18 protein-coding genes are annotated in these 17,523 nt (G+C 58.8%); 2 read left to right on the top strand and 16 right to left on the bottom strand.

All coding sequences use genetic code 11. From position 1 onward, the window contains the following. Position 1: 1 nt before the first annotated feature. The 8 genes from ACONT6_RS14415 to ACONT6_RS14380 all read right to left on the bottom strand — a co-directional run bounded on the left by ACONT6_RS14415 (position 2) and on the right by ACONT6_RS14380 (position 6,208). Positions 2-1,486 (bottom strand): proton-conducting transporter membrane subunit, encoded by a 1,485-nt coding sequence (locus ACONT6_RS14415; protein ID WP_428819133.1) that lies wholly within the window; start codon positions 1,484-1,486, stop codon positions 2-4. Further along, positions 1,483-2,958 (bottom strand): monovalent cation/H+ antiporter subunit D family protein, encoded by a 1,476-nt coding sequence (locus ACONT6_RS14410; RefSeq protein ID WP_428819132.1) that lies wholly within the window; start codon positions 2,956-2,958, stop codon positions 1,483-1,485. The genes ACONT6_RS14415 and ACONT6_RS14410 overlap by 4 nt, the downstream gene beginning before the upstream one ends. A gap of 2 nt (positions 2,959-2,960) precedes the next feature. After that, positions 2,961-3,353, bottom strand: a complete 393-nt coding sequence (locus ACONT6_RS14405; RefSeq protein ID WP_181252161.1) for a cation:proton antiporter subunit C — start codon at positions 3,351-3,353, stop codon at positions 2,961-2,963. 1 nt (position 3,354) lies between these two features. Then, complete coding sequence (locus tag ACONT6_RS14400; RefSeq protein ID WP_428819131.1) at positions 3,355-4,392, bottom strand: DUF4040 domain-containing protein; 1,038 nt, start codon at positions 4,390-4,392, stop codon at positions 3,355-3,357. 77 nt (positions 4,393-4,469) lie between these two features. Continuing rightward, positions 4,470-4,871, bottom strand: coding sequence for a monovalent cation/H(+) antiporter subunit G (mnhG, locus tag ACONT6_RS14395; RefSeq protein ID WP_428819130.1), 402 nt, complete (start codon positions 4,869-4,871; stop codon positions 4,470-4,472). After that, positions 4,864-5,166: a monovalent cation/H+ antiporter complex subunit F gene (locus ACONT6_RS14390; protein WP_428819129.1), complete on the bottom strand. Its 303-nt coding sequence runs from the start codon at positions 5,164-5,166 to the stop codon at positions 4,864-4,866. Before ACONT6_RS14390 ends, mnhG begins: the two co-directional genes overlap by 8 nt. Continuing rightward, on the bottom strand, positions 5,160-5,693 hold the full coding sequence (locus ACONT6_RS14385; protein WP_428819128.1) for a Na+/H+ antiporter subunit E: 534 nt from the start codon (positions 5,691-5,693) through the stop codon (positions 5,160-5,162). The genes ACONT6_RS14390 and ACONT6_RS14385 overlap by 7 nt, the downstream gene beginning before the upstream one ends. 65 nt (positions 5,694-5,758) lie before the next feature. After that, complete coding sequence (locus ACONT6_RS14380; protein ID WP_181252165.1) at positions 5,759-6,208, bottom strand: Rap1a/Tai family immunity protein; 450 nt, start codon at positions 6,206-6,208, stop codon at positions 5,759-5,761. Between the two features lie 282 nt (positions 6,209-6,490). Here ACONT6_RS14380 and ACONT6_RS14375 point away from each other — a divergent pair, with 282 nt between their 5' ends. Continuing rightward, positions 6,491-7,216 carry a response regulator gene (locus ACONT6_RS14375; protein ID WP_428819127.1) on the top strand — a complete coding sequence of 242 codons (726 nt, stop codon included), beginning with the start codon at positions 6,491-6,493 and terminating at the stop codon, positions 7,214-7,216. An 80-nt stretch (positions 7,217-7,296) separates the two neighbouring features. Here ACONT6_RS14375 and ACONT6_RS14370 read toward each other — a convergent pair whose 3' ends face one another. The 3 genes from ACONT6_RS14370 to ACONT6_RS14360 form a co-directional block, all read right to left on the bottom strand. Beyond that, positions 7,297-8,208: a polyprenyl synthetase family protein gene (locus tag ACONT6_RS14370; RefSeq protein ID WP_181255640.1), complete on the bottom strand. Its 912-nt coding sequence runs from the start codon at positions 8,206-8,208 to the stop codon at positions 7,297-7,299. 24 nt (positions 8,209-8,232) lie between these two features. Beyond that, on the bottom strand, positions 8,233-8,505 hold the full coding sequence (gene xseB, locus ACONT6_RS14365) for an exodeoxyribonuclease VII small subunit (protein WP_078083004.1): 273 nt from the start codon (positions 8,503-8,505) through the stop codon (positions 8,233-8,235). Positions 8,506-8,588: 83 nt separating this feature from the next. Next, positions 8,589-10,145 carry a DUF7133 domain-containing protein gene (locus tag ACONT6_RS14360; RefSeq protein WP_428819126.1) on the bottom strand — a complete coding sequence of 519 codons (1,557 nt, stop codon included), beginning with the start codon at positions 10,143-10,145 and terminating at the stop codon, positions 8,589-8,591. Positions 10,146-10,981: 836 nt separating this feature from the next. Between ACONT6_RS14360 and ACONT6_RS14355 the strand changes: the two genes are divergently transcribed. Beyond that, complete coding sequence (locus ACONT6_RS14355; protein ID WP_181252167.1) at positions 10,982-11,569, top strand: HNH endonuclease; 588 nt, start codon at positions 10,982-10,984, stop codon at positions 11,567-11,569. Between the two features lie 73 nt (positions 11,570-11,642). Here ACONT6_RS14355 and ACONT6_RS14350 read toward each other — a convergent pair whose 3' ends face one another. The 5 genes from ACONT6_RS14350 to ACONT6_RS14330 all read right to left on the bottom strand — a co-directional run bounded on the left by ACONT6_RS14350 (position 11,643) and on the right by ACONT6_RS14330 (position 17,435). Beyond that, a complete protein-coding gene (locus tag ACONT6_RS14350; RefSeq protein ID WP_428819125.1) occupies positions 11,643-12,653 on the bottom strand; it encodes a D-alanine--D-alanine ligase in 1,011 nt (336 codons plus the stop codon). Between the two features lie 20 nt (positions 12,654-12,673). Continuing rightward, positions 12,674-13,564: a penicillin-insensitive murein endopeptidase gene (mepA, locus tag ACONT6_RS14345; RefSeq protein ID WP_428819124.1), complete on the bottom strand. Its 891-nt coding sequence runs from the start codon at positions 13,562-13,564 to the stop codon at positions 12,674-12,676. A gap of 249 nt (positions 13,565-13,813) precedes the next feature. Beyond that, a complete protein-coding gene (gene hisC, locus ACONT6_RS14340) occupies positions 13,814-14,908 on the bottom strand; it encodes a histidinol-phosphate transaminase (RefSeq protein ID WP_428819123.1) in 1,095 nt (364 codons plus the stop codon). Between the two features lie 74 nt (positions 14,909-14,982). Continuing rightward, complete coding sequence (locus ACONT6_RS14335) at positions 14,983-16,023, bottom strand: FHA domain-containing protein (RefSeq protein ID WP_428819122.1); 1,041 nt, start codon at positions 16,021-16,023, stop codon at positions 14,983-14,985. Then, positions 16,014-17,435: a S1C family serine protease gene (locus ACONT6_RS14330; protein WP_428819121.1), complete on the bottom strand. Its 1,422-nt coding sequence runs from the start codon at positions 17,433-17,435 to the stop codon at positions 16,014-16,016. The genes ACONT6_RS14335 and ACONT6_RS14330 overlap by 10 nt, the downstream gene beginning before the upstream one ends. Positions 17,436-17,523: the final 88 nt, after the last annotated feature.

Here is a 17,523-nt window from a genome sequence, read left to right as displayed (position 1 = left end):
ATCAGATTCCGGCCTTGATCAGCTGATAGAAAGCATCGGGATAGAGCAGCAAATAAATACAGCCCGTGGCGGTGATGCCGAGGGCAATCAGTGACGGCAGCGGCGCTTCCTGAATCGTGGCAACGCCGTTGTTCACCGCTGCTGTTTCGGAGCCATCGGCCTGTGTGTCCCGGGAAAAAAATGCGCGCAGGGGAATTGGCAGCAGGTAGGCAATGCTCAGCAGTGAGCTGACCATCAACAGCGCCATCAGTATCCACTGCTCGGCTTCAAAGGTGCCCAGCATCAGATACCATTTGCTCCAGGTGCCGCCAGTGGGTGGAATGCCGATAATGCACAGGCTGGCGATCAGGAACGCCGTCATGGTGATTGGCATCTGCCGGCCGAGTCCGCGCATGTCGCCGATCTCTGTCTTGTGCGCGGCTACCAGAATGGCGCCCGCACAGAAGAACAGGGTGATCTTGCCGAACGCGTGCATGACGATATGCAGTGCGCTGCCGGTCATGCCCGCAGAGGTCGCCAGCAGGGCACCCAGACTGATATAGCCAAGCTGGCTCACGGTGGAGTAAGCGAGGCGCTTTTTCAGGTTCTGCTGGCGCAGGGCAACGATAGACGCCAGTAAAATCGAGGCGCCCGCCAGATACAGCAGCCACTTGGTGGCGGGAATGCTCTGCAATGTTTCAAACCCGAAAATCAGCAGGCAGATTTTCAACAGGACAAATACCCCGGCCTTGACCACGGCGACTGCGTGCAGCAGGGCACTCACCGGCGTCGGCGCCACCATGGCCGCAGGCAGCCAGCCGTGAAACGGCATGATTGCCGCCTTGCCGACACCGAATACGAACAGCACCAGCAAAACAGACAGCAGCGCCGCAGAGGTATCCGGGGAGAAAATCCCTCCCGGCTTGAAGGTTAACGTGCCTGCCAGTAGCCAGGTGGCGACGATGGCGAGCAGGAAGAAACCCACCGAGGTACCCAGCAGTATGCTCAGGTAAACGCGGCCACCGTGACGGGCCTTGTCGGTCCCTGCATGGGTCACCAGCGGATAGGTGCACAGGGTAAGGATTTCGTAGAACACGAACAGGGTGAAAAGGTTCTCTGCAAACGCGATCCCCATCACCGCGCCAATGGATACCGCAAACAGGCTGAAAAATCGGGTCTGGTTTTTCTCGCCGTGGCCGCGCATATAGCCGATGGCGTAAAGCGTGGTAACGATCCACAGAAAGCTCGCCACCAGGGCGAACAACAGCCCCAGGGGCTCCACGCGAAAGGCCAGGCTCAACCCGGGCAGTATTTCCAGCCAGTGGGCGCTAATGGCCGTGCCTGCGAGCAGGGGTTGGTAGAGTTCTGTCGTCACTGCGAACAGCGCGCTGGCACTCACCAGGGATACTGCCTCCCGTATATTTTCCCAGCGTGCGGTTAGCTGAATTCCAATTAATGCCAGCAGAGGAATCAACAGGGCCAGCTGCAACAGGTTGGACTCACTCATGGCGCGGCACCTCCAATCAGGAATTGCGCGGCTGCAGCCGTTACCTCAACCGGCAGGCGAGTGTCGATACCGAAATAGATATTCGCGGCGATCAGTAACCAGGTGGGTAACAGTATCCCCAGGGGCGCTTCGGTAACCGCATCCGAATTCGCGGGCTGGAAATAGGCGGCCTCAACCAGGCGCCAGATATAAACCACTGCCAGCAGGGAGCCGAGCACCACCAATACGGCTACCCACCACAGCTGCTGCTCTATGGCCGCGGCAATCAGGTACCACTTGCTGACGAAACCGACGGTGAGCGGCATACCGATCAGGCTGATACCGCCAATGACGATTGCCGCCATGGTCCATGGCATGGTGCGGCCGAGACCGTTGAAATGTTCGATACGACAGCCGCCGAGGCGATAGACCAGACCGGCCAGAGCGAGAAACAGGCCTCCCTTCATCAGGGCATGGTTGAACAGGTGCAGCAGGGTTGCCTGCAGTGCGGTGACCGTGCCGATTCCAATACCGACCACCATGTAACCCACCTGGGCCACACTGGAAAAGGCCAGCATGCGTTTGATATTGGCCTGGTAAATGGCGACGCCGGACGCGGCAAAAACACCCACCAGCCCGAGGCCGACGAGCAGTGTATCCATCGGTAGGTGAGACAGTGAGAACTGGATGCCGAAGACGGTAAAAGTGAATCGCAGTAACAGATAGAGCGCCACTTTGGTGGCGGTGGCCGCAAGAAATGCGGTGACGATCGACGGCGCACAGCTGTACGCGTTGGGTAGCCACATATGCAGCGGAAACAGCGCGAGTTTGAGACAGATACCGACGAAGATAAAGGCGAAGGCGGCGAGCACCGTGGTGGATTGATCCATGGCGGGAATCAGCGTTGCCAGGTCCGCCATATTCAGGGTGCCGGTCATCATGTACAGGAAGCCGATCCCGATCAGGAGAAAGGTGGCCCCGATAGTGCCCATGATCAGGTACTGGAACGCAGCCCACAGCGCGCGCCTGTCGCGCCCGAGGGCAATCAATGCGTAGGTCGAAAGGGAGGAGATTTCCAGGAATACAAAAACGTTGAACACATCGCCGGTGGCAACGATACCCAGAAGCCCGGCAAAACACAGCAGGTATAACGCGTAGAAAACCGTCTGACGGCTGGCCTCCAGCTCCTGCGCAACACTGGTCCGCGCCGCGGCAAGCACCACGCTGCTCAGGGCCGAAACAATCAGCAGCACCCACGCATTCAGCAGGTCGATCCGGTACTCGATCCCCCAGGGCGCCTCCCACCCTCCGAGGCGGTAGCTGATGGCACCTTCCGCATATACCTGCTGTAGCAACAACACACTGACGACCAGCGCCGCAAAACTCACCAGCAGGGTAAACAGCCAGACCAGTGTGGACTTGCGGATGATCAGGCAGGATGGAGCTGCTACCAGTGGCAGTATCACCTGCAGTATGGGGAGGTGGGCAAACATAGTTATTCCGCTCCCTCGACCGTTGACTGGCGCAACAGCTGTTCTTGTTTTTCTTCTGCGCTCTGTATATCCCGCTCTTCAATGGAGCCGTAAGCGCGTTTGATGCGAATCACCAGTGCCAGCGCCAGTGCGGTGGTGGCAATGCCCACAACAATTGCCGTGAGAATCAGTACATGCGGTAGCGGATTGGAATAAAGCACTTCTCCCTCACTGAGAATGGGGGCGCTGCCGCCTTCAACTTTTCCCACACTGATATAGAAAATAAACACCGATGTCTGGAAAATATTCAGGCCGATAACTTTTTTCACCAGGTTGCCCTGGGCAATGACCATATACAGCCCGATCATCATCAGCGCGATGACGATCCAGTAGTTGTAGTGCGATGCCAGTAACATTTCAGCTGGCCTCCTGTCCCGGTATTTCCGGCGCAGCGTCGGAGGCGGGGTCTGTCCCGCGCAGGCGCAGTTGCTCCGAAAACAGGTAGAAAATCATGATCATCACCGAGGCCACGGTTATGCCCACGCCGAGCTCGATGGCGATGATGCCGATGTGCTGGCCGATTACCGGATCCCCGGCGAGTGCGCTGTAATCGAGAAAGCTTTTGCCATTGGCCAGGCTGAGTAATCCGACACTGCCATACACCAGTACGCCCATGGCAGAAAGCAGCTGCACCACATCGTGGCTCGCCACGCGGCGTACCGCGTCCAGACCAAACACCAGCCCGTAGAGAATAAAACCCACCGCGAAAATCACGCCCGCCTGAAAGCCGCCGCCGGGCCCGTATTCACCGTGGAACTGCACGTAGAGGGCAAACAGCATGATCGGCGCGATCAAAACCTTGGCCACTACCTTAAGCACGATATCCTGAGAAAGGGGCTGGCTGTTCGTTTGCGGGGGAAGCTGGAGTTCTACGGTTGAGGTAGCCCGCAACAGAGAAAGTACACCGAGGCCCGCGGTAAAAATGACCACGACCTCCCCGAGCGTATCGTAGCCCCGGTAGCTAGCGAGCACCGATGTGACAATATTGGGGATCCCGATCTCGCGCATGGATTCCTGAATATAGTGCGGCGCTACATGTAATTGCGCTGGCGCATCGGCTGCGCCGAATGCCGGCATATCGTGGGTTGCGATGATCAGCAGTGCACCCAGTGGGATAACCAGGGCCAGTGCCAGCCGCGCGCGATTGCGGTCCGCGCGCTGGTGTCTGCCACACAGTGCCAGTGTCAGCAGGATTAGCAGGGGAGAAATTCCGGCGCCCACAGCGGCTTCAGTGAATGCCACATCGACGGCACCCATGGTCATGAAAAAACCGGCGGACAGCAGGCCGTAAATACCCGCCAGCATGGTTGCGGCGAACAGGTCCTTGATCCACGCGATCGATACTGCGGTGACCAGCAGCATTGCCAGCAGGGCGATATCCAGCAATAACTCCATTAATCGCGCTCCAGTATTTTGTATTCCCCTGACATCATGGTTTTACTCCCGTTATTCTCGATGCGCTCCGTCTATTGCTAGCGGGAAACGTCTGCGGCTTCCATGGCGGTATCCGGCTCACTACCTTTGGTAGAAATTTTTTTCTGCGATCGCCCATTACTGGCGGTGCCTTCCCACAGCGATTGCAATTTGAGTTCCGAATGCTGGGCGGATCGGGCCAGCGCGTGGCTGGCGGTAGGGCTGGTAAAAAATATGAATAGCAGGATCAGTCCGAGCTTGAACAGCGCCAGCGACCATCCCGCAATCAGCATAAGGCCGGTGATTACCAGGAAGGTCGCCAGCGTGTCGGTAATCCCCGCGGCGTGCATGCGGGTATAAAAATCGGGAAAGCGTAAAATGCCGATGGCACCGCTCAGCATGAAAAAACAGCCCATTGCCAATAAAAGACCGCTGACTAGCGTTAAAATGGAGTCAATCACCGCGTGTCTCCTCCACAGCGGCAGCGCTTTTAAAAGCGCCGCCCGCACTGCTTCTAAACTCAAAATACCGCAATACCCCAATCACGCTGACAAAGTTGATCAGTGCGTAAACCAGTGCAATATCGAGATATTCCGGCTTTCCCAGGGTGAAACAGATTACCGCGATCAATAAAACAGTTTTGGTGCCGAACAGGTTCACCGCCAGAATGCGATCGTGAATTGTCGGGCCGAGCAGGGCGCGTATCAGTGCCAGTGCCATCACCACCAGCAGTGCGATCAGGGTTGCAGTCAGCATTGGGCCTCCGGCTGTGTAGCAGTGTCGTGATCTGGTGATGCGTCGCCTTCTGCCAGCTTGTGGATGCGTTGTTCCATCTCCCCTCGTTCGAGTTCCTGTAATCCATCCTGGGTCAGCGCGTGTACCAGAATGGAATCTTTTCCGACATCGATGGAGACGGTGCCGGGAGTGAGGGTAATGGAATTGGCGTAGAGCACTTTGCCGAGGTCAGTGCGCAGCACCGTGGGAATATATTTGCTCACCGGTGTGATGGGTTTGCGGCCCGGTAACAGACTTCCCCAGATACAGCCGACCACTTCGAGATTGCTGGTGATGATTTTCCGCAGCAGCCAGAGGTAGTAACCGGGGAGGGATGACCACAGATGCAGAGGCAGGGATTCACCGTCGACTACTTTCATGCGTCGCGCAATCAGGATCACGAACAAGACTGACAACAGCCCGAAAAAGAGTATCAGTGGCGAGTAGAGGCCGGAATTGGCGAGCCAGATAAATGCAAGTACAGCGAAAAGACTAAAGGTGTAACGCATGAATGAATGACTGCTTTATCGTTTTGGTTACCGCGACAACAGAGATCAGGGGATGAGCCCCACACTTATTCCCCGGCCGCGTCGTCACAGCGGAAGTGGGCATTCAGTACCCCGATCAGTAGGGATTCCGCCGTCGCTTCTTCTGCAACAGGTTGCGAAATCCCTGCCACCTTGGCAGCCAGGGTGTCGATAGCGGTAGATCCGGGGAGGCAGTAACGGCTATTCAGGCGCTGTTCCGCGTCTTCCGACAGGCGGCTGGCGCGAGTGCGGATAGCGCGGGCTACGAATGGGGAGGGCTGGTCTTCGCTTGCAACAACGTCAGTGCTGGCAGACAGATACCCCTGGATAAAGGCGCGGCAGCTAGTGGCTTCGGGACTCTGCCGGTTCTCCTCGTGGGCTTTGCAGGCAGTGATCAGGCCTGGCGCGGTGAGGCCTTCAAGCGCGGATACCGACTGGCTGAGCGCGAGCGCCGCCGCGGTTGCCGCTGCGAATCCAGAACATGTAAATCCTTTCATACTCGCCACCTCTCTGTCTTTTTTATTGTTGGTTTTTTTGTTCGTAATTACTTTGGCACTTAAGGTGTGCGGAAGATTGCTAAATTTGTTAAAAAGTGTGCGGGCCTGTGTGAAATTTCTTTTTGGCGCGCTGTTTGGTTATTTGCGTTGAAACTGGCGCTAATTGGGCGTTTTTTAAATCTTTGTTACCGTGTGTGCAGAGGGAGAGCTTTATCGACGGGGGCTATTCAGAGTCCCACACGAATTTGTACATTTGGTCATAAATAACGATAAAGGTGCCAGATGGATGCTACCGGTGCGCCGAAAGCCCGACTTGTGGTGGTCGATGGTGACGAAGAGGCCTGCGGGCTATTGAGCTCCCTGCTCGAAGCGGAGGGGTACAGTGTGGAAATCCTGGGGAGCGGCGAGTTGCTGCTTGCCCACCTGGCCTCCCACACTGCAGATCTGATCCTGCTGGAAACCGTGCTTCCCGGTACCGATGGATTTGAGTTGTGTCGCCTGCTGTGTGGTGACGAGGCGATGCCGCCGGTGATGTTCGTTTCCAGTAAAAACAGTGAAGTGGACCGAGTGGTGGGGCTGGAGATGGGGGCCGACGATTACATTGTCAAACCCTTCAGTGACCGCGAGCTGGTGGCGCGGGTGAAAGCGATTTTACGTCGCGCCAACCGTCGCGCGCCCGGTGGCAAGCTCGGCCTCTACCGTTTTTGTAACTGGACCTTTTTCCCCGCGCAGATGGAACTCAAGGATGGAGACGGCAACACCATCGCCCTCTCCTCCAGTGAGACAGAGCTGCTGCTGGCTTTTGTACAGCATCCCCAGGAACCCCTCTCCAGAGACCGGTTGCTCGACCTCACCAAAGGCCGTGAGAGCTTTCCGTTTGATCGCAGTATCGATTCCCATGTCAGCCGCCTGCGGCGCAAGCTGGGGGATGATGCCAAGCATCCGGATATCATCAAGACCGCCTGGGGCACTGGCTACATATTTACCTACTCGGTAGAGCCAGGTTAAGCCGGGTTGGCCGAGAGACTGGGTGAGGGGGATAGAGAATAAAGTGGGGCGCAGGAACAGGGCAGCCAGGGGCCGCCCGTTCAGTGGGTTCGCTCGACGATATAGTCTGCGAGCAACTGTAGAATCTGGATGCCTGATGCACTGGTCGCATCTGGGCTGGCGGAAAGCGTCGTCAGAGCGCGGCTCGCTTCGCCGTGTAGTTCCGCCGCCTTGCTGCGGGCACCGTCAAGACCCAGCAGGGATACATAGGTGGGCTTGTTGCGCGCGGCATCGGCGCCCTGGGTTTTGCCCAGGGTCTCGGTATCCGCGGTTACGTCCAGGATATCGTCCTGCACCTGGAAGGCCAGGCCGATGGCCTCGGCATAGCGGGTGATGGCAGCCAGCTGATCGTCGCTGGCGCCGCCGATCATCGCCCCCATACGGGCACTCGCGGAGATCAGGGCGCCGGTTTTCAGGCGGTGCATCTCTTCCAGTTGCTCGAGGGCAAGGGCGTGATCCACCGCCGCCAGGTCGATGGCCTGGCCGGCAACCATACCGCGGGCGCCCGAAGCGTGGGCCAGTTCTGCGATCAGGCGGATCTTGAGCTCGGCGGGCAGGGCCGCGGCGGCGAGGAGCTCGAAGGCCTGGGTCTGCAGGGCATCGCCGGCGAGAATCGCGGTGGCTTCGTCGAACTGGATATGACAGGTGGCGCGGCCGCGGCGCAGGGCGTCGTCGTCCATGGCCGGGAGGTCATCGTGCACCAGGGAGTAGGCGTGTACACACTCCAGGGCGGCCGCCGCCTCGTGGCTCTGGCCGGCTGCGCTGTTGCCCGCTAGAGCCTGGGCAGCGGCGTACACCAGTGCCGGGCGCAGGCGTTTGCCGGGGCCCAGGGCCGCGTAGTTCATGGCGGCGAACAGGGCTTCAGCGGAAGAGTGGTCTGCGAGTGCAGTGGTGAGGGTCTGTTCGACCTGCTGGCCGGCGGTCTGCAGGAACATCTTCAGTTTGGCAGGCATGGCTGCCGCGGTGCTACTGCTCACTTACTCCGCAGCTCCGGGGCCATTGTCTCCTGCAAAGTCGTCCTCGGTGTCGAAGGGCAGTTCCTGTACCTTGCCGTTCTCCTCCATCAGTACCTTTACCTTCTGCTCGGCGCTGGCCAGCTTCTGCTGGCACTCGCGGGTGAGCTTTACCCCGCGCTCGAAGTCGGTCAGCGCTTCGTCCAGGGGCAGGTCGCCGCTTTCCAGGCGTTCCACCAGCTGTTCCAGTTCTTCCAGTGCGCTCTCGAAGGTTGCGGCTTTCTTTTTGGCTGCCATGAAGGGTATCTCTGATAGGGCTGCAGTTGCGGGCAACCTTAGCGGCTCGCAATAGGACGGTCAATTGGCGTGCGCGACTTCCCTCAGGGCAGGAAGTGCTCCAGCTGTGGCCCGCTTCCCTCCGACTGCACCTCCCGCTCCATCAGGAAATGCGCCAGCGCCCGTTTCTGGCTGTTGCTGAAGCCGTAATTGGGCATTGGCGGCGTGGGTGTGTCGAAATAGTCCGCCAGCTGTTTGAGCGAGTATTTGCGGCTCAGGTCCCGCAGTGGCGCCTGCTGGTGGCAGCGCACACAATTGCGCCGTTCATAGATCTGGGCCCCCTGGCGGGCGGCGCTGCTGTCGATGGCGAGAGGCTTTTTCGGCGCGCTGATGGGCGGGCGATTATCGGCGGGAATGGCGCTGCTGGCGGAATCGGCATCTCCGGGCTGTGCCCGGTAAACCGCACCGGCGTAGTCATCGGAGATATAAATGTTGCCGCGGGCATCCTCTGCGATATCCACCGGGCGACCGTACACCGTGGTTTTGTCCTCACCCAGGAAGCCCCACATAAAGTCCTGCGCGCGGATGCTGCCGTCTTCCTGCCAGTGCAGCGCTACCACCTTGTAGCCATCCTTTACGTCCCGGTTCCAGGAACCGTGCAGTGCCACCAGTGCCGAGTCGCGGAATGTATCCGGCTGTTCCGGGCTGCGCAGGAAATGGATGCCCAGCGGCGCATTGTGCGCGCGGAACTCGAACACCGGGGGAATCGAGGTGCGGATAAGTTGCTGTATTTCACCCGCATTTTCCCCAGCGCCCTCGCCGAAATCCGGGTCCGGTACGCGGTTGCCATTGGCGTAGGGCCAGCCGTAGAAGCCCCCCTGCTGCACGCGGTTCAGCTCGCACGGGGGGAAGTCGTTCCCCAGCCAGTCGCGGCCATTATCTGTGGCGTAGAGCGCGGCGTCTTTCGGCGACCAGTCAAACCCCACACTGTTGCGCAGTCCGGTGGCGTAAATCTGGAAATCGCTGCCATCCGGACGAAAACGCATAATGGTTGCCCGGTGCGGGTCTTCCTCTATACATACATTGCAGGTGGAGCCGCTGGAAAGGTACAACCAGCCATCCGGCCCCATGCCGATGGTCTTCGTCCAGTGGTTGCCGGTATCGGCAAGGCCGCTGACAATTTTCTGGTAACGGCCGGCGATGCGACCATCGGAGTGATCGAAGGGCACCCGGCCCACGCCGTTGCTTTCCGCGATATACAGCCAGTCCTCGAACAGCGCCAGCCCGTGCGGCCGCTGCAGGCCGTCGATCAGTACCCGCTGCCCATCGGTCTTGCCGTCTTCGTTGCGGTCACTGAGCAGCAGGCTCACCTGGCCCAGCTTGGGTTGCGAGACAAGCAGATCGCCACTGCGGGTGACTGCCATAAAACGCGCGTTGGGCACCTGTTCACTGAACAGTTGCAGTCGATAACCCGGCGCCAGCATTAATTGACGCTCAACGGTTTTTTCATCGGTACTGGCGCCAATCAGTTGTCCCCAGGGGACATTGATACCAGGCACCCAACCGGCGACGATTGCCGCCACCAGCAGCAAAAAAAGAACAATGGCGCCGAATATTACCCGGCGGGTAAAAGTTAGCGCGTTTTTCGACGGAGCTTTCACGATCGTCTTGATCTCGTAACAAAAGTAACTATAGTAAGCCGCTAAATGTCGCACAGCCGTACCAGTTGCGATACGCGCCAAATCATTCCCCTCCGCTCTCCCCGAGTGAAATGTGACGACGGTCACGTGCTTGTAAGACATCTCTTACAACAAGTTCAGCACTTTCCCACTACCTTATTTTTCCCCAGCGACCATAATGTATTTGCAAGGACGGAGAACGGATTGCAACGGCGGCAAGGATAGGTCCCCAAGGAATGGAGACCGCGCTGCCAGCCCGAAAGGATTTGGGCACCATCCTGTGAGACGCACCGCTTGGGCCGGATTGCCCAGGCGGTGTTTTACGTTTGGGGCTGTGAAAAACCTGTCCTGATCTTTTGCCGACATTGTCACGGCTTCCCTTTCCCAATTCAAATCATCCTGTCTATACAAGTCCCGGTGGTTTTCGTTGCCGCGCAACAGGCTTCTGCAAAAAAGTTTTTCTGCGTTTGCCCGGGCTAGATCGTTACGGACATCTCACAAAAGTAAAAAAACAGCAGCAGTTTTGTCCGCCAGTCTGGAAATCGTAACAAACCTCCGCTTTAATCAGGTAAAGCCGGTCCAAATAAAGTGACCGCGGAGGATGACGCATTCAGTAATGTATTGCCGTACCCGTTCGTAACGCAACCACCTTTCCATCATTGGTGGTCAAGCCTTCATCGCCCCCAAATTTCGCGCCATTCCTCCAGCGCCTCCAGATTCCCCAGTTTTCACAACCAATTTCCAGACTTCCAGAGCCCTGCCGGCCATCCCGCGGGGCTCTGCTGTTTTCGTGGCTCGCAAAAACGGGAGGTGAACTCGTGCAAGCGCAAATCCTGAGGTTGAATCTCGCGGGGCAACCCCTCGAATGGCTGAGTTGGGAAGAGGCGGCCTGTCTGTACGTGCGGGAGCTGGTGACCTGGACCATGGGCGGGGTGGTGCAGACGGTACACGGCGGTATCAACCGCCTGGGCGAACGCTCCACCCTCGATCTCGCCGCGATCATTGCCTGTGGCGGCGATCGCATGGCGCGTCCGCGCAAACGCCCGCCGCTAAACAACCGCGCACTGTTTGCCCGGGACCAGCACACCTGTCTTTACTGCGGTAGCTGGTTTCCGATCCGCGAGTTAACCCGCGACCATGTGCACCCGGTTTCCAAGGGCGGCCGGGATATCTGGGAAAACGTGGTCACCGCTTGCCGTCGCTGCAACCAGCACAAGGGCAACCGCTTGCTGCAGGATCTTGAAATCGACTTGCTGGCGCTGCCGTTTGTGCCCAATGCGGCGGAATATCTGGCGCTTACCAACAGCGCGCGGATTCGCGGGGATCAGATGGAATTTCTGCGCGGGCAGTTTTCCCGCAAGCGGCAGGAAAGCTGGCTGTCAGAAGTGGTTCAGCAGGCGGGTTGATCTGAAATATGTGGTGCGGAAGCGCTTGCGGTGAAGGCGGCAATATCGGTTGCGCCACCTCCACCAAAGCCGGCTAAACGGCGTCGCGAATCAGCGCACCCAGGTAAGTGCTGAAATCGTGTCCCTGATTCTGCAGCATTTTCGGGAACATGGAGATCGGGGTCATGCCCGGGAAGGTGTTCACCTCATTGAGATAAATTTCCCCGTCGTCGGTGAGGAAGAAATCAATCCGCGACAGGTCCTTCAATTGCAGACCGATAAACGCCCGTTTTGACGCTTCGTGAATCCACCCCAGCTGTGCATCGGAAAGCCCCTCTGCTACCACATGGGTCTGCGCGCGGCTCGCCTCCGCGTACTTTTCCTCGTAACTGTAAAAGGTATCTTCCGGCGCACACACTTCCCCGGGCGGGGTAATCACCAGCTCACCCTGGTAGGTGTAAGCGGCCACTTCCAGCTCGCGGACCTTCAGGCACTTTTCCACCAGCACATAGGGCGACAGGCTGAATGCTTCGCGCAGGGCCTTCTCCAGTGCGTCTTCATCGCTCACCTTGTAACAGCCCACCGACGAGCCCTGGTTGGACGCCTTTACGAATACTGAACCCCACAGGGTCAGCGCATCCCGCGCGCGGGCGATCTCTTCCGAAGTATTCGCGCACAGGAATTTGTAAGGGGTATTGTCGATCCCCAGCGCCGTCAGCCACAGTTTGGTGGTGATCTTGTTGAAACAGATCTTGCTCGCCTCCGAGCCGCAGCCGTAATAGGGCAGGCCGAGGATTTCCAGCTGGGATTGCAGGTCGCCGGTCTCACCGGGGTAACCGTGAATCGCGGGAATCACGTAATCCACCAGTTGGGCGCTGCCGGTAGCGCTGTACAGCAGTTTGTCCGAGCGCAGCTCCTGCACCTGGCCGTTGGCATCCACAAAGCGACCGTCCGCTTCCATGGTGACGCGGGAGAGCTGGATATCGTTCAGTTTGCCCAGCTCGCGCTGGATGAAGTCCGCGGTGCGCAGGGAGACATCGTGCTCGCTGCTGCCACCGCCGCAGATCAGCAGTACGTGAATGGTCTGTTGGGCCTTGTCGCTCATTGGGCTCTCATCGTTCTTTCTTAATTGGATACCGCTGCGGGGGCGGCAAGCACCTGCGCACACTGCGCGGGCATCTCCGGTCTTTTCGGCGGCTTCTTCGGTACGGGTTTGGTCGGCGCCGGGCGGTTAAGGATGGCGTAAAATTCATCGCTAAACCACCAGTCGAGACCGCCGTTACAGGGTCTGCCGCGCACCTTTTTCTGGGGCTTGCAGTTTTTGTCTCCCGGTGGACAGTTCAGGCGCACGTGAAAATGATAGTTGTGTCCCCACCAGGGGCGCACTTTGCGCAGCCATTCGTTATCTCTCCCTGCAATATCGCACATTTTCCGCTTGATGGTGGGATGCACGAATATCCGTGCGACACGTGGATCTTCCGAGGCGATACGCAGAATCCCGGGAATACGTGTATCCCAGTTTTTTTCCAGCAGGACGTGCTTGCGGGTATCGGCCATGGGGATGGCGGAGATGTTGTCCCGCTCCCAGGCGCTCAGCGGGCGCTCGGCGGCGCGCTTGTCCTGGGAGAACCAGATATCGGCATCCAGCCCCATCTGGTGGCTTCTGTGCCCGCTGCTGAACGGCCCGCCGCGGGCCATGGACATGTCGCCAATCTGCAGCCGGCCGAGGTTGTTTTCTTCGACGGTGTTGGAGAAGTCCTTGAGGAATTCCACCAAGTACGGGTTGCCGTAGTGCCGGTCGCGCCCGGTACGCACCAGCTGGAATCCTTCCCCACGCAGTGGCATCTGTTCGGCACCACTCAGGCAGCCATTGCTGTAGCCGCCGATACTGGCTGGGAGTTGTTTCGAGGGCTTTTTAACGGCTTCCCACGGGTTTTGGGCGTGGGCGGGGAGGGCAATACACAACGTCAGTGTGGTGAGCAGGGCAAACAGGGATACGGGCATGTACGTCGACATAATTTACTGCGGTGGTGTCGGTTTAGGTTTTAGTGCCCGAGGAATTATAGAGGTTCCGCTGTGGACTTCTGTGGAATGGTCCGCTTGGGAGTTGTTGATTGGGATCGTGGCGGTACCTTGTAGATATTGCTGGGGCGGTCCAGGTACCGGTAAACCTTAGCTCGTGTCTCGCAAGAGAGCCCCATTTAGCCGAGCCGCCACAAGACGTTCGGGTAGGGGCCACTGAACTATCCGGTACGCAGCCCTGGCTTACAAAATCTCACGACAGGCCTGAACCAAAGCCTCCATCTCCTCATCAGTACCGATACTAATACGCAAGTACTCACTAATCCGCGGCTTGTTGAAATAGCGGACGATGATGTTGCGTTCACGCAAAGCCACAAATAACGCTTCCGCTGAAATTTTCGGTGGCTTGGCGAAAATGAAATTGGCTTTGGACGGCACGATATCGAAGCCCATCTCGGTCAGTGCCGCACAGGTACGCTCGCGAGTAGCGATGACCTTGGCGCAGTTGTCCGCCAGCCACGCGCGATCCGCGATTGCCGCTGTCGCCACCTTCTGCGCAATCCCATCAATCGGGTAAGAATTGAAGGAATTCTTTGCGCGGTTCAAACCCTCGATCAAATGCGCCTGTCCCATTGCATAGCCCAGGCGCAGGCCCGCCAGCGCGTGGGATTTGGAGAGGGTGTGGATAACCAGCAGGTTCGGGTAGCGATCAATCAGGGTTGCGGCGCTCTCGCCGCCGAAATCGATATACGCCTCGTCGATCACTACCACCCGCTGCGGGTGCAGTTGCAGCAGCTGCTCGATCTCTGCCAGAGGCAGATAGCGGCCGGTGGGCGCGTTCGGGTTGGGCAGGATCACGCCGCCGGCATTTTCCACCGCGTAATCCTCCACCGCGATGGAAAAATCGTCCCTCAGCGGCAGCTTGCGCGCCTCGATCTCGAAGAACTGGCAGTACACCGGGTAGAAGCTGTAAGTGATATCCGGGAACAGCAGGGGTTCGGGGCGTTTGAAGAAACTGTAAAACGCGTGCGCCAGCACCTCGTCGGAACCGTTGCCGACAAATACCTGACCCGGCTGCAGGCCAAATTCCGCGGCAATGGTCGCGCACAGCTCGGTGGATTCCGGGTCCGGGTAAAGGCGCAGATGGGCCGCCAGGCCCTCTTGCGTCAGCACCGCCTGCGCCTTGGGGGAAGGCGGGTAGGGGCTCTCGTTGGTGTTGAGCTTGATCAGGCGAGCGGTGGTCTTGGGTTGCTCGCCGGGCACGTAGGGCTGGAGCTGCGCTACCGCGGGGCTCCAGAACGGGTTGTCTTGGGGCTGATCACTCATTTGATCGCTCATGCTGTCACTCCTTGGCCGGGCAAACAGGCCCAGCGGGCGGAGATTTTACGGGCTCTGCGCGCAGACTTCGACGCCTATTCGCCCTGAATACCCTGATCCTCCCCGGATTTTTTGCGCTTGGACTTGCTGCCGCCTTCGGCCTTGCTCTTTTCGATGGAAATATCAAACAGCGCCGGCGTGCTGGCGAGGAAATCGTCCAGCGGCACCGGATCGCGCCACAGGAAATCCTTCGACTTCAGCTCCTTGGAGACCTCAGGAGAACCGCTGAACTCATCCATTCTGCCGATCTCCACCGCCGCGGCGAATCCCAGGAACGCCCACGGCAGCAGGATAGAGGCGACCAGTCGCCAGTGCGGGGCAACATTCAGGGCCAGGTAGGCCGCGCACCACAGCATCACCGGAATCAGAATCGCCAGTGCCAGAATATTCAGCAGCGGCAAGATCTGGTGCAGGGAGAAATTGAAATTGAGCAGGGTGCCGAACCACTGCCAGGCGGCGTAAACCAGCGCCGCGGTTGCGGCGATGGACAGATGGGCGAGGAAGTGCGCCTCGTGTTTCACCACCTTGCCGATAAAGGACCAGGCCGCGGCATAGATCAACAGGGCGAGGACCGCGTTGGTCAGTACTTCCACCGCGCCAGTCCACTGGAACTCGCCGGTATTACCCAGATAGGCCATCCACAGGCTGAAAGCGCCCACCAGCGCGCACAGGATCACCGCCACCAGTGGCGTTGCCAGGCGGTCGAAGATGGTCTCTGCAGAGTGCAGGGGGATGGCGGGGGGAACGCTGGTCTCGGTATCGATAAAGCGCAGTCGGCTCTTGCCGAGCTGGATCTCGTCGCCGCTCTGGATCAGGTGCTCGCGGATGTTTTTCGGTTTCACCGACTTGTCGAGAAAGTTGCGCATCAGGCGCACGCCGTTGAGGCTGTCCAGATCCCGCAGCACATAACAGCCGTCTTCGTCGCGCACCACTTCCGCGTGCACCGGGTCCACGTGGGGGTCTTCCACCATCACCGGGTTTTCATAACAGCGCCCGAGAGTGGCGCGCTCGCCTTCCATGCGGTAGCGGGTGCCCACCCGGTGGGCACGATTGATTTCCTCGATAATCAGTGCCATTGGATTTCACTCGCAAACTTCTGGGTAAAGGCCGTGGCAGATTCCTGGGTGAAGCCGGACAGGGTGAAATGGCTTACCAGGGCGCGATTGTTCTGGTCCACGGTGAGGCTGACGTAAAACACATCGTACAGATCCGGGAAGTCCTTGTAGCGGCGCACACAGTAGGAGGTGCGCGCGATCACCGGATCGCGCTTGCCGCTGGCTTTGGGCGGGGTGGCTTGCGCGGGCTCGTCTTCTGCCTGGCCCTGCTGTTGGGCTTCTTTATCGTCCCCCGCCGCTGTGTCCGTCTTATCGCTGGTGTTGGCGCCGATCTTATGTCCATTGCGCGGATGGCTGGTGAACTGCTGTTTGCAGTTGAAATCGGTCACATCGTCCTCGCCGGCACTGTTGCCGGGGAAGAAGCCGCTCATGTTCTCTTCATAGGCACTGTAAAAGCGTGAGGAGCGCAGGTCGTCTGCCTCCAGCCAGAAGAACTCGTATTCCACACGGCCGGTATCGAAGTCCTCCGACAGGAACACCACATCCTGCCCGGTACAGCCCTTGGCCACCTGGGTAACGGGCTCGTCCTCATCGTCGGTGGAACTGCCCCAGCACTGGATCGACGGCACGATTTCTCCCACCACCATGGCTTCCCCCAGCGGGCGCAGCTGCCAGTCTGCGGCCAGTACCTGGTCGATAATGCGCTGCTGGTTCTTGTGCAACTGGCGGCTGATCACCGGCTGCAGTTCCAGGGCGCCGTTGCCGGCGGTGGCTTCCTTTTTGTAATCCAGCAGCAGCGCAACCAGTTTATCCACAGGCACCAGGAAGCTGATCTGGTTGCCCGCGGTGGCCACATTGATACCCACCACCTGGCCATTGCGATTGATCACCGGGCCGCCGCTCATACCGGGGTTGATGGAACCGGAAAAATGGATGCGATCGTAAAAGCTGCCGCCGGCAATCCCGTTGTAGGTGCCGGGGACAATGGTCATGCCCAGGTCGAGGGGATTGCCCATGGAGACAATGGTCTCGCCCTTGCTCGGGGACTTGGATGCCAGGCGCAGGAAGTCACTGCCCGGTTCGCCCTTCTGGCGCAGGATGGCCAGGTCGTTGATGACATCCACGTCCAGCAGTTCCAGTTCCCCCTCCTTGCCGTCCACCGAGAGGTACTTGAGCGCGTACTTGTCCGGATCGTGCACCGCCTCGGACACCACATGGTAATTGGTGGCCACCAGGCCATCGGTGGAAATCTGGAACCCGGAGCCCAGCCCGGCTTTGGAATTGGACGACAGCTCGATCAGACGGATCTGGTACAGGCTGCCGCGGTAATCGCTGTACAGCTGCTCGTAACTCTGCGCCAGTACCCCACCGGCGGCGCACAACAGCAGCAGGGCCAGCAGGGGAGAAAACAGACGCTTGTAAAAGTTGGACATATTGTGTGGTGCTTATGGCTAGCAAAAATTCAGGTGTCGCATGCGCGCCGCAAATGTGTACGGGTGCGGGCAAAAATTGCGACACAAC

The organism is Microbulbifer sp. MCCC 1A16149, assembly GCF_050368945.1.
Classification (GTDB): Bacteria; Pseudomonadota; Gammaproteobacteria; order Pseudomonadales; family Cellvibrionaceae; genus Microbulbifer.
Note: the sequence above shows the minus strand (reverse complement) of the source record. Positions and strands in the feature narration are given on the sequence as shown.

Coding starts and splice junctions, on each gene's coding strand:
- ACONT6_RS14415 (WP_428819133.1), bottom strand. CDS start 1,486: ATGAGTGAGTCCAACCTGTTGCAGCTGGCCCTGTTGATTCCTCTGCTG.
- ACONT6_RS14410 (WP_428819132.1), bottom strand. CDS start 2,958: ATGTTTGCCCACCTCCCCATACTGCAGGTGATACTGCCACTGGTAGCA.
- ACONT6_RS14405 (WP_181252161.1), bottom strand. CDS start 3,353: ATGTTACTGGCATCGCACTACAACTACTGGATCGTCATCGCGCTGATG.
- ACONT6_RS14400 (WP_428819131.1), bottom strand. CDS start 4,392: ATGGAGTTATTGCTGGATATCGCCCTGCTGGCAATGCTGCTGGTCACC.
- ACONT6_RS14390 (WP_428819129.1), bottom strand. CDS start 5,166: ATGCTGACTGCAACCCTGATCGCACTGCTGGTGGTGATGGCACTGGCA.
- ACONT6_RS14385 (WP_428819128.1), bottom strand. CDS start 5,693: ATGCGTTACACCTTTAGTCTTTTCGCTGTACTTGCATTTATCTGGCTC.
- ACONT6_RS14380 (WP_181252165.1), bottom strand. CDS start 6,208: ATGAAAGGATTTACATGTTCTGGATTCGCAGCGGCAACCGCGGCGGCG.
- ACONT6_RS14375 (WP_428819127.1), top strand. CDS start 6,491: ATGGATGCTACCGGTGCGCCGAAAGCCCGACTTGTGGTGGTCGATGGT.
- ACONT6_RS14370 (WP_181255640.1), bottom strand. CDS start 8,208: ATGCCTGCCAAACTGAAGATGTTCCTGCAGACCGCCGGCCAGCAGGTC.
- xseB (WP_078083004.1), bottom strand. CDS start 8,505: ATGGCAGCCAAAAAGAAAGCCGCAACCTTCGAGAGCGCACTGGAAGAA.
- ACONT6_RS14350 (WP_428819125.1), bottom strand. CDS start 12,653: ATGAGCGACAAGGCCCAACAGACCATTCACGTACTGCTGATCTGCGGC.
- mepA (WP_428819124.1), bottom strand. CDS start 13,564: ATGTCGACGTACATGCCCGTATCCCTGTTTGCCCTGCTCACCACACTG.
- hisC (WP_428819123.1), bottom strand. CDS start 14,908: ATGAGCGATCAAATGAGTGATCAGCCCCAAGACAACCCGTTCTGGAGC.
- ACONT6_RS14335 (WP_428819122.1), bottom strand. CDS start 16,023: ATGGCACTGATTATCGAGGAAATCAATCGTGCCCACCGGGTGGGCACC.
- ACONT6_RS14330 (WP_428819121.1), bottom strand. CDS start 17,435: ATGTCCAACTTTTACAAGCGTCTGTTTTCTCCCCTGCTGGCCCTGCTG.